General features: G+C 72.7%; 8 protein-coding genes. 7 read left to right on the top strand and 1 reads right to left on the bottom strand.

Annotation, left to right across the window (positions count from 1 at the left end; translation table 11 throughout):
- The 4 genes from ACLJT4_RS22875 to ACLJT4_RS22860 all read left to right on the top strand — a co-directional run.
- The coding region (locus tag ACLJT4_RS22875; RefSeq protein WP_411124641.1) for an amino acid adenylation domain-containing protein at window positions 1-3,578 on the top strand (3,578 nt) is incomplete at its 5' end.
- Between the two features lie 178 nt (window positions 3,579-3,756).
- Window positions 3,757-4,827 (top strand): guanitoxin biosynthesis L-enduracididine beta-hydroxylase GntD, encoded by a 1,071-nt coding sequence (gntD, locus tag ACLJT4_RS22870; protein WP_411124639.1) that lies wholly within the window; start codon window positions 3,757-3,759, stop codon window positions 4,825-4,827.
- Between the two features lie 49 nt (window positions 4,828-4,876).
- Complete coding sequence (locus ACLJT4_RS22865) at window positions 4,877-5,647, top strand: SDR family NAD(P)-dependent oxidoreductase (protein WP_411124637.1); 771 nt, start codon at window positions 4,877-4,879, stop codon at window positions 5,645-5,647.
- 55 nt (window positions 5,648-5,702) lie between these two features.
- Window positions 5,703-6,953 carry a cytochrome P450 gene (locus ACLJT4_RS22860; protein WP_411124667.1) on the top strand — a complete coding sequence of 417 codons (1,251 nt, stop codon included), beginning with the start codon at window positions 5,703-5,705 and terminating at the stop codon, window positions 6,951-6,953.
- Between the two features lie 83 nt (window positions 6,954-7,036).
- On the opposite strand, the gene ACLJT4_RS22855 is transcribed toward ACLJT4_RS22860, so the two are convergent.
- A complete protein-coding gene (locus ACLJT4_RS22855) occupies window positions 7,037-7,825 on the bottom strand; it encodes a thioesterase II family protein (RefSeq protein WP_411124635.1) in 789 nt (262 codons plus the stop codon).
- Window positions 7,826-8,219: 394 nt separating this feature from the next.
- On the opposite strand from ACLJT4_RS22855, the gene ACLJT4_RS22850 reads away from it, so the two are divergent.
- The 3 genes from ACLJT4_RS22850 (at window position 8,220) to ACLJT4_RS22840 (ending at window position 11,245) form a co-directional block, all read left to right on the top strand.
- Complete coding sequence (locus ACLJT4_RS22850) at window positions 8,220-9,854, top strand: AMP-binding protein (protein ID WP_411124633.1); 1,635 nt, start codon at window positions 8,220-8,222, stop codon at window positions 9,852-9,854.
- A gap of 105 nt (window positions 9,855-9,959) precedes the next feature.
- Window positions 9,960-10,298 (top strand): PadR family transcriptional regulator, encoded by a 339-nt coding sequence (locus tag ACLJT4_RS22845; protein WP_232817160.1) that lies wholly within the window; start codon window positions 9,960-9,962, stop codon window positions 10,296-10,298.
- On the top strand, window positions 10,295-11,245 hold the full coding sequence (locus tag ACLJT4_RS22840; protein WP_411124631.1) for an HAAS signaling domain-containing protein: 951 nt from the start codon (window positions 10,295-10,297) through the stop codon (window positions 11,243-11,245). The genes ACLJT4_RS22845 and ACLJT4_RS22840 overlap by 4 nt, the downstream gene beginning before the upstream one ends.
- The last annotated feature ends 37 nt before the right edge of the window (window positions 11,246-11,282 follow it).

Below are 11,282 nucleotides of genomic sequence, written 5' to 3'. Positions count from 1 at the left end.
TGCCGGTGCCGTTGTTTGGTTCGGGTCGGGTGTATCGGGCGCCGTCTTCGTCGCGGGAGCGGGTGTTGCATGGGGTGTTTGCTGAGGTGTTGGGGCGGGAGCGGGTGGGGGTGGATGACGGTTTCTTTGAGTTGGGTGGGGATTCGATCGCGTCGATGCGGTTGGCGGCGCGGGCGCATCGGGCGGGGCTGCTGCTGAGTGCGAAGGACATTTTCGTCCACAAGACCATCGCCCGCCTCGCCACCGTCGCCCAGGACGTGGCGGACTCCGAGAAGCGCAACGGCCCCGCCGTACCCGCCGGCCCGCTGATCACCCTCGACGACGCCGAGCGGGCCGAACTCGACGCGAGCGGCCACCGGGTCGCGGACGTCCTGCCGCTGACCCCGCTCCAGCAGGGCATGCACTTCCACGCCCTGATGTCCTCGGACGCCGTCGATGTCTACGTCACCCAGCGGCCGTTGCGGCTCGCCGGGACGCTGTCACCCGCCGTACTGCGCACCGCGTTCGACTCCCTGCTCGCCCGCCACCCCGCCCTGCGCGCCTCGTTCGTCTCGTTCGGCTCCGGGCGGACCGTCCAGGCCGTGCACGAGGACGTGCGCGTGCCCTGGCAGGAGGCCGACCTGTCGGCCCTGGACGCGGAGGAACAGCGGGCCAGGCTCGCCGAACTGCTGGCCGAGGACCGGACACGGCGCTTCGACCTGGCGCGGCCACCGCTGCTGCGGGTGGCGCTGATCCGGCTGGCGGCCGAAGAACACCTGCTGCTGGTGACCCACCATCACCTTCTTCTCGACGGCTGGTCGCTGCCGCTCGTCTTCCGTGACCTGTTCGCCCTCTACGCCCACGCCGGCAACGACCGCGGCCGGCCGCCGGCGCCGTTCGCCGACTTCCTGCGCTGGCTCGGCACCCAGGACGACGAGCGGGCCGCCGAGGCGTGGCGCGAGGCCCTCGCCGGACTCGACGAGCCGACCCTCGTCGCCCCCGGCTCCGAGCCCGCCACGGGCACGCTGCCCGAACTGGTCTCGACGGCCCTCGACCCGACGGCCACCGAGCGGCTCACCGCCGCTGCACGCGCCGCGGACCTGACCCTCAACACCCTGGTGCAGGGTGCCTGGGCGACGGCGCTCGGCCACTTCGTGGGCCGCGACGACGTCGTCTTCGGCGCGACCGTGGCCGGGCGCCCGCCGGAGCTCGCGGGCGCCGAGGAGACGGTCGGCCTGCTGATGAACACCATCGCCGTACGGGTGGGACTCGACCCGGCGCGGCCCCTCGGCGACGTGCTGGTCGACCTCCAGGCCGCACAGGCCGGACTGCGCCCGTACCACCACTTCGGGCTCGCCGAGGTGCAGCGCGTCGCCGGGCTCGGCGAACTCTTCGACACCGTCGTGGGCTTCGAGAACACCCCCGTGGACCGGGACGCCGTCCAGGAGCAGGTGCCCGGCCTGCGGATCTCCGTCGACGACGCACCCGCACCCGGGGCGTCCCACTATCCGTTCAGTCTGGTCGTGGTGCCGGGCGAGCGCCTCAGCCTCGAACTGACCTACCGGGCCGACCTGTTCACCGCCGAGGTGGCCGGTTCCCTGCTCGACAGGGTCCGCAAGGTCCTCGACACCTTCGTCCAGGACCCGGCGATCCCCCTCGGCCGGATCGAACTGCTCACCCCGCGCGAGTGCGGCGAACTACTGAGCACCGCGGCCTCCCCCGCCGTGCCGCCGGCGCGCTCCACCTTCCCCGCGCTCTTCGAGGAGAGGGTCCGGGCGAGACCGGCCGCCGTCGCGGTGCACGAGGGGCCGCTTGCCGTCACCTACGGCGACCTCAACGCCCGGGCCAACCAGCTCGCCCGCGCCCTGGTGGCCCGCGGCATCGGCCCGGAGAGCATCGTGGCGGTGGCGGTGCCGAAGTCCGCCCAGCTGGTCCTCGCCGTGCTGGCGGTCCTCAAGAGCGGCGCCGCGTACGTGCCTCTGGACCTCGGCTACCCGCCGGAGCGGTTGCGCAACATCGTCGCCGACGCCCGCCCGGACCTCGTGCTGACCACTGCCGAGGGCGCGGACCTGATGACCGAGGCGGGCGCCGGGGCGACCCTGTGCCTGGCGGGCGCATCGCCTGCCGAAAACCTCGGCGTGCCGCACGAGTTGATCGCCGGGCTGGCCGAGACCGACCTGTCCGACGCTGACCGGACGGCACCGCTGCGCCCCGACAGCACGGCCTACCTCATCTACACGTCCGGCTCCACCGGCCGACCCAAGGGCGTCCTGGTGCCCCACGCCGGCATCGCCGCCTTGGCCGCCCAGCAGCGCGAGGGTCTCACCCTGCGCCCGGACGAGCGGGTGCTGCTGTTCGCCTCCCCGAGCTTCGACGCCTCGGTGTGGGAGCTCGCCACGGCCCTGCTCACCGGTGCGGCCGTGGTCGCCGCGCCGGCCGACGAACTGCTGCCCGGGCCGGCCCTCGCGGCGACCGTGGCCCGGCACGGGGTGACGACGCTGCTGGTACCGCCGTCCTCGCTCGCCGTCCTGCCCGACGGCGCGCTGCCCGAGGGCGTCACCCTCGTGGTGGGCGGCGAAGCCTGCCCGCCCGACCTCGTCGAACGCTGGTCGGACGGGCGGCGCATGGTCAACGCGTACGGCCCCACCGAGGCGACCGTCATGGCCACGATGAGCCGGCCCCTGGCGGGTCGCACCAGCCCACCCCTGGGCGAACCGGTCGTGGGCGCCAGGGTGTACCTGCTGGATGACGCCCTGCGGCCCGTCCCGACAGGCGTGACCGGCGAGCTCTACCTGGCCGGTGACGGTCTGGCACGCGGATATCTGCGCCGGCCCGGGCTGACCGCCGAGCGTTTCGTGGCCGACCCGTACGGCGCCGCGGGGGCGCGGATGTACCGCTCCGGGGATCTGGCCCGGCGCCGGCCGGACGGCACTGTGGAGTACCGGGGCCGGGGCGACCGGCAGGTCAAGGTGCGCGGCTACCGCATCGAACCCGGTGAGATCGAGTCCGTACTGGCCGAGGACCCCGCGGTCGCGCAGGTGGCCGTGGTCGTCCGTGAGGACAGCCCCGGCACGCGCCGTCTCGTCGCGTACGTCGCTCCCGTGACCGGCGCCGAGCCGGACCCGGTGGCGCTGCGCGGCAGGGCCGCCGCCGCACTGCCCGAGTACATGGTGCCCGCCGTCGTGGTCACCCTGGATCGGCTGCCGGTCACCCCGAGCGGCAAACTCGACCGGGACGCCCTGCCCGCGCCGGACTTCGCCGCGGCCGCGAACAGCCGTGCCCCGCGCACCGCCCGCGAGCGGCAGCTGTGCGAGCTGTTCGAGAAGGCCCTCGGGGCGCGCCGGATCGGCATCGACGACAGCTTCTTCGACCTCGGCGGCGACTCGATCGTCTCCATCAGGCTCGTCACGCTGGCCCGCGCGGAGGGCCTGGACATGACGCCCCGGGACGTGTTCACGCACAAGACGGTGGCCGAGCTCGCCACCGCGGTGAAGGAACTCGTCGCGGTGCCGGAGGCCGAAGCCTCCGAGGAGCCGCTGATCACCCTGGACCAGGACGAGCTCGCCGAGTTCGGCGAGGACTGGCGGGACACGGTGTAGGCGTCCCTTCGGGACCACCCGCACCGCCCCCTTCCGCACGACCGCTGGACCACACCGTGGCCGGGACCCTGCTCGGCCGGTTCGGCGTGCACCAACAGGCGGCCCGGCCACCGGCGCGGGCCGCACAGGACCGAACGACGACGACCCTTGCGGTCCCGACCCGGTGAGGACACCGAACATGACACTCATATCTCCGCCCGCTGCCACGTCCCGCCCGGCCGAGGCCGACACACCGCTCGACGCTCCTTGGGAGTTCCACCTCGACGCCCACGAAGTGGCCGAGCTGGAGGCCGCCGCGCACCGACTCGGCACCTCCTGCGGCGATCCCGCACTGCCGGACTTCTACGACCGGGCGCAGCTCGCCGAGGAACTGCTGCCCGCCCGACTGCGCTCCTTCCTGACGGCATACCGGCGTTCCGGGCGGTCGGCCGCCTGCCTGCTGCACGGCTTCCCGGTGGACGAGGCGCGGCTCGGCCCCACCCCGGAGCACTGGCGCAAGGCCATCGACGGCGACACCGCCCGGTCCCAGGAGATGTGGCTGGCGCTGTGCGGTCTGGCGCTGGGCGACCCGTTCGGCTGGGTGACCCTCCAAGACGGCCGCATCATCCAGAACATCCTGCCCATCCGCGGCGACGAGACGCGCCAGAGCGGGCACGGCAGCGAGACCCTCCTGGAGTTCCACACCGAGGACGGCTTCCACCCCAACCGCTGCGACTACCTGCTGCTGTTCGGTCTGCGCAATCCCGACCGGGTGCCCACCATCGTGGCGTCCGTCAGCGACGTCCGGCTCGACGACCGTGACCGCACGGTCCTCGCGGAGGACCGCTTCCACATCCTGCCGGACACCGAACACATCCGGCAGTTGGAGACGCACGCCCCCGATCATCCGGCGCTGCCCAGGCTGCGCGCCCTGCGCGACCGGCCGACGCCGACCGCCGTGCTCTTCGGCGACCGGCTCAACCCTTACCTGCGCATCGACCGGCCCTTCATGCACGTACGGACCGGTGACACCGAGGCCGAGGCCGCGCTCGACAGACTGATGGCCGAGCTGCAGCGCGTCCAGCAGGACGTCGCCCTGGGCCCCGGCTCGCTGCTGATCGTCGACAACTACCGTGCGGTGCACGGCCGCAGACCCTTCACCGCACGCTACGACGGCACCGACCGCTGGCTCAAGAAGCTGACGGTCAGCCGAAACCTGCGCCAGAACCTCAACGGCTACGTCCTTGACCACCCTCGTGTCATCGTCTGAGCCGGGCCCCGCCACTCTCCTCACCGACCCTGTGAAAGGGCAGCCAAGCGTGCGCACTGTCATCGTCTCCGGCGCGTCCAGTGGAATCGGGCAGGCCACCGCCGAGCGCTTCGCCCGCGCCGGCGACTTCGTCGTCAACCTCGACGTGAACGCCCCGCCCGCGGACACCCCGACCGGCCCTCGGGAGGGGGGCGGTCACCTGCGCTGGGTCGAACAGGACGTCGCCGACTGGGAGGGAGTGCGGGCGGCCGTCGACGCGGTCCGGGCCGAGCGGGGCCGACTCGACGTGGTCATCGCCAACGCGGGCATCAGCGTGCGGCACGGCATCCTCGACCTGACCGAGGCCGACGCCCGGCGCACCGTGGACATCAACCTGATGGGCGTCCTCGCCCTGTGGCGCCACAGCGTTTCGCACATGCTGGACCAGGGCGGGGGAGTGCTGTTGGCCACCGCGTCGGTCAACGGCACGCGGGGCTACCCGCTGTACGCCGACTACAACGCCTCCAAGGCCGCTGTGACCTCGCTGTGCCAGACCTTCGCCATAGAGCTGGCCCCCCTGATCCGCACCGCCTGCGTCGCGCCCGGCGCCGTGCTGACTCCCATGCAGCGCGCCGAATACACCGACGCCATGCTCGACGAGGTCAACGAGCGCATCCCCGCCCGCCGCCACGCCCGGCCCGAGGAGATCGCCGACGTCTTCCACTTCCTGGCCTCACCCGAGGCCGCGTTCGTCTCCGGCCAGCAGTTCGTGGTGGACGGCGCCGAGACCGCCGGAGCCACCACCGCGTTCTTCCCCGGCCCCACCGAGCCGACGCGGTGACCGCGCCGACGCCCGTCCCACACCATCGAGTCACCACTTCAGCAGGAGTTCCATGATGACCGCCATGACCAGCCGCCCCGAGCCGGCTCCGGACGCGCTCGGGGACGTGGACCTCGCGGACCCGCTGCTGCACGCCCGCCACGACCTGGGGGCGCTGTGGCGTCGTCTGCGCACGGAGGCCCCGGTCCACTGGCAGCCGGAGAGCGGCACCCGGCCCGGGTTCTGGGTCATCAGCCGCCATGCGGACGTCGTCGCGGTCCTCAACGACTCTCAGACCTTCACCTCCGAGCGCGGCAACGTGCTCGACACCCTGCTGGCCGGCGGTGACTCGGCCGCCGGCAAGATGCTCGCCGTCACCGACGGAGGCCCGCACAAGGCCCTGCGCAGCGCCCTGCTCAAGCCGTTCTCGCCGCGTGCGCTCGATGTCGTCGTCGACAGCGTGCGGCGTGGCACCCGGGCCCTGGTCAAGGAGGCGGTGGCCCGGGGCACGGTGGACTTCGCCGCGGACGTCGCCGCGCACATCCCGCTCGCCGCGATCTGCGACCTGCTCGGCGTGCCGCTCGCGGACCGCCGCCAGATCATCGAACTGACCTCCTCCGCGTTGTCCTCCGCGGACGGCGTCCCCACGGAGGAAGCGACCTGGTCGTCCCGCAACGGCCTGCTGTTCTACTTCTCGGAACTGGCCGCCGCGCGCCGCAAGAAGCCGTTGGACGACGTGATCAGCCTCCTGGTGACCAAGGAGATCGACGGCCGGCCCCTGTCGCACGAGGAGATCGTCTTCAACTGCTACAGCATCATCATGGGCGGCCACGAGACCACCCGGTTCGCCATGGTCGGCGGGCTGCAGGCGCTGATGGAGCGGCCCGAGCAGTGGCGCGCACTCAAGACCGGGCAGGTGAGCACGGCCTCGGCGGTCGAGGAAGTGCTGCGCTGGACGACGCCCGCCCTGCACAGCGGCCGTACCGCCACGCAGGACGTCTTCCTCGGCGGGCAGTTCGTCGAGGAGGGCGACATCGTCACCGCCTGGATGGCCTCGGCCAACGGTGACGAGCGGGTGTTCGACCGGCCCGACACGTTCGACCTGGCGCGCACCCCCAACAAGCACCTGTCGTTCGCTCATGGGTCGCACTTCTGCCTCGGTGCGTTCCTGGCCCGCGCCGAACTGGCGGCCCTGCTGGAGAGTCTGTGCGACCTGGTTGCCGTCGCGGAGCCCGCGGGCGCCCCGGGCCGCGTGTTCTCCAACTTCCTGAGCGGCTTTTCGTCCCTGCCCGTCACGCTGGTGCCGGAGGGGCGTCAGGCAACCTGAGGGACACGATCCCCCCCACTACCCACTGCCCCGCCCACGGCCCTGTCACCGTCAGGGCCGTGGGGCTTCCGGGCCCGCGCTCGCTACCGCGCTGACAGCGCCGCCAGTTCCTCGGCCACCGCTGTCACGGTGGCCCGCGCATGGCTCTGCGGAAAGTAGTGGCCGCCGGGCAGGACGTGCATCCGGTGCTCGGCCGTGGTGTACAGGTTCCAGGGCGCCACGTGCGCCACCGGAGACACCGCGTCCTCGGCGCCGGCGAAGGCGACCAGCGGGCAGCCCACGGCGACCGGCCGCGGGATGAGGTAGCCCTCCGCGAAAGCCATGTCGCTGCGCACGGCGCGCAGCAGGTCCCGCAGGAAGTCCGGAAAGTCGAGCAGTTCGGCGGGCAGTCCGCCGCTGCTGCGCAGCCAGGCGACCAGCCGGGCCTCGTCGCCGCCCGCGACGGGTTCCCCGTCGAGCGGCACGTGGGGAGCGCGCGATCCCGACACCAGAAGGACGTTCGGCGGCCGCAGACCCGCCCCCCGCTCGATCTCCCGCTCGATCCGTCGCGTCAGCTCGTAGCCGAGCAGGGCGCCGAAGCTGTGCCCGAAGAACGCGTACGGCAGGGTGAACTCGCCGCGCAGCCCGTCGAACAGGGCGTCCACCAGCGCGTCGAAGGACTGCGGCAGGGGTTCGTCGATGCGGGAGCCGCGGCCGGGCAGTTCGACCGGCGCCAGCTCGACCCCGTCGGGAAGGTGCGGTCGCCAGGAGCGGAAGGTGCCGGCCCCTCCACCGGCGTGCGGCAGGCAGATGAGCCGGGACCGGAGCGTGCCGGGGGCGTGCCGGGCACCGATCCAGTCGACGGTGACCGGGGTGGGGTTCGAAGCGCACATGGGGCCAGCCTCGGTACTGCCGCCGCCGCCAACCAGGCAAGAGCTGCGGCAAATTGAGCGGGGTCCGCCCGCACGCGCCCGCAGCTGCCGCTCGCCTGCCGGGTCCGTTGCCTGCGGCCGGCGGCGTGCCCGCCCGGCGTGCGGCGCGTCCATCCGGCGGGCCGGGAGCCGGCTTGTGGCGATCACCGCGCGTCGTCCGCCCGCCCGGTCGCCAGGCAACCGACCGGCAACCGGGATGCTGGTCGAAATGCCGCCTGGCCGCGGGCGAGTTACCGGCCGCTTGCCTGGCAGGAGCGGGGGGCGCGCCGCGATGCTGCGCAGCAGGCGGGCATGTGCACCGCGCCCCGTGCGTACCGGACGTGCCGCACCTCCCTGACCTTCCGAGAGGACAACCATGCTGGATATACCGGACCGGGGGCTGCTGGCGTGGCTGGACGAGGCGTCCACCGAGCGCGGCCTGTACTACGCCGACCGCGGTGACGACTGGGACTTCTCGTCCTACCACGACCTGGCGGAGCTGGTGTTGCGGACCGCCGCCGCACTGCGCGCGAAGGGCGTGGGCGAGGGTGACGTGGTGGGGCTGGTGCTGCGTTCCAGCCCCGGTTTCGTCGCCGGCTTCTTCGGCGCGCTGGCCGCCGGTGCGACGCCCTGCTCCATCGCCCCGCCGTTCGCCTTCCAGCGGGCCGACGAGTACGAGCGGCACGCGGCCCACCTGTTCGAGACGGCCCGGCCCAAGTACACCGTCTGCGACGACGAGTCGCTGGAGCGGATCCGCAAGGTCACCGCAGGGGTCGGGGTGCCCGAGCCGGAGGTCTTCGCCCAACTCGTCGCGGGCGTGGCGCCGCTGGAGCGGCCGCTGCCGCTGCCGGAGACCGCACTGGTGCAGTTCACCTCGGGCTCCAGCGGCTTCTCGCGCGGCGTGCGGATCTCCGCCGACGCCCTGCGGACCAACCTCACCGGCATGCGCCGCTGGATCGACTGGACCCCGGACCGCCCCGGCGTCAGCTGGTTGCCCGTGCACCACGACATGGGCCTCGTGGGCTTCCTGCTGAACGCGGTCGTCACCGGCTGCGACGCCTGGATGATGCAGCCGGACGACTTCATCCGCTCGCCGCTGCGCTATCTGCGGTGCATCAGCGAGCAGGGCGCCGCCATGACGGGCATGCCGAACTTCGGTCTCGCCTACCTCTTGCGCCGGGTCAGGCCCGCCCAACTACAGGGCCTGCGCTTCGACTCGATGCGGGCCGTGATCATCGGGGCGGAGCGGGTCGACCCGCAGGTGCTGGAGGATTTCCACGCGCTGTTGGGGCCGCACGGCCTCGACCGCGGCGCGCTGCTGCCGGCGTACGGCGGCGCGGAGGCGACGCTGGCGGTGACCGGTCTGCGGCCGGGCGAAGGCTGGTCGACGCGGGCTCCGGACGACGGGGACGCCGCAGCGCTGACCGGGACGGCGGTGGTCGGCTGCGGCCGTCCGTTGGAGGGCCGGGAGGTGCGGATCGTGTCGGAGGACGGCGAGGAACTGCCGGACGGGCAGGTCGGCGAGATCGTCGTCACCGGGGTGTCGATCGCGAGCGGATACGTCGGCGACGGGGGTTCCGCGTCGGGTACCAGCCTCGCCGGGGAGGAGCTCGCATCCGGTGACGCGGGCTTCGTGCGCGACGGGCAGTTGTTCGTGATCGGCCGGCTCGGTGACGGGCTCAAGGTCAGCGGAAAGATGGTCTTCGCCGAGAGCCTGGAGACCCTGCTGCACCAGCGGGGCATTGCCGAGCGCCGGGTCGCCGTCCTGCTCGGGGTCCTGGACGGTCGGCCCACGGGTGTGGCCGTCTTCGGCGGCGTGCAGGACGGCTGGCGGGAGGCCGCCCACGAGGTTCTTTCGGAGTGGCTCGGTGACGCCGACCTCCTGGCCGTGGAGCTGCCCCGCGGCGGCATCGCGGTCACGTCCAGCGGCAAGCCCCGCCGCCGGGTCATCTGGAAGGCGCTGTGCGCGGGGGAGTTCACCGCCGTCACCACCCCACTGACGAGGGTGTGACCAGGACGGGAGAGCGGGCGACAGGCCGACGCCGCCGACCCTGTGGCGCGTCACCCATTAGTGTGTCGATAGACAATGGTGTGCGTCGCACACTATGGTGTCTTCGTGTCCGTGGAAGAACTGACTCTCGCCCAGGCCCATGAACTGCGCCGCGGGACGGTGGTCCTGGCCTGCCTGGCGCTGCTCCGGGAGCCGAGTTACGGCTATGCGCTTCTGGAGACGCTCAACGGTGCCGGGGTCTCCGTCGACGGCAACACCCTCTACCCCTTGCTGCGCAGGCTGGAGAAGCAGGGCCTGCTCACCAGCGAGTGGAACACCGACGAATCCCGGCCGCGGAAGTTCTACCGGGTGAGCCCCGACGGCTCCCTGGTCCTCGCCGGCCTGGTCCGCGAGTGGCAGGACCTCTCGGCCACGATCGCACGACTCACCAAGGAGAACGGATGAGCACCAGCAGTCTCACCGAGCGTTACGTGGACGAGGTCGTCCGGCGGCTCCCGGCCGCCCAACGCGACGACATCGGCGAGGAGCTGCGCACCACGATCGCCGACACCGTCGAGGCCCGCGAGGCGGCGGACCCGCAGTCGGCCGAGCGCGAGGTGCTCACCGAGATGGGCGACCCCGTCCGGTACGCGGCCCGCTACACCGGCCGGCCGCTCGCGCTGATCGGGCCGGACCTCTACCCGGCGTACATCCGCCTCCTGGTACTGCTGCTGTCCTCCGTGCTGCCGGTGATAACCACCGTGTCCGTACTGGTCGAACTGGCCGACAGTGGCGACGTCGGCGCGGCGGTCGGCGAAGGCGTCACCACCGTGCTGACGCTGGGCGCCCAGATGATCGCCGTGCTCACCCTCGTCTTCGCCCTGGCCGACCGGCTCCGCAGCCGGGACGGCGCGCCCGCCCGCGGCACCGCGTGGACCCTCGCCGACCTGCCCGAGCCCCGGAAGAAGGACAGGGTCGGCATCATGGATGCCCTCGGAGCGGCGTGGTACGCGCTGCTGATCTCCCTGACCGTGTGGCAGCACGTCGCGAAGCCCTACGGGGCCGACGGCCACGGCGGCGGCAAGGCCGTCGAGGTGCTCGACCCGGCCCTGTGGTCGGGCTGGATCTGGCCCGTCCTCCTCGGCCTCGCCGCCATGCTGGCGCTCTCGGCGGCCCGGATCACCGTACGGGGGTGGACCGTTCGCCTGGCCGTCCTGAACACCGTGGCGCAGGCCGTGTTCGCCCTGCCGTTCGCCTGGATCCTCCAGCGCCGGATGCTCTTCAACCCGGAGTTCCTGAAGACCGCGGGCACGGACGCGCTGACCCAGGACGTCTACTCGGGACTGGCCGTCATCGTGCTCGTCCTCGGCGTGAGCGCCGTGGTGACGGGCTTCCGCTCGGCCCGGCGCTGAGACGGGGCCCCCGGTGGCACCGACCGTGCCGATGACG

This window comes from Streptomyces sp. x-19 (assembly GCF_046549115.1).
Classification (GTDB): Bacteria; Actinomycetota; Actinomycetes; order Streptomycetales; family Streptomycetaceae; genus Streptomyces; species Streptomyces albulus_C.
The sequence above is the reverse complement of the archived record's forward strand: the minus strand, read 5'-3'. Positions and strand labels throughout refer to the sequence as shown.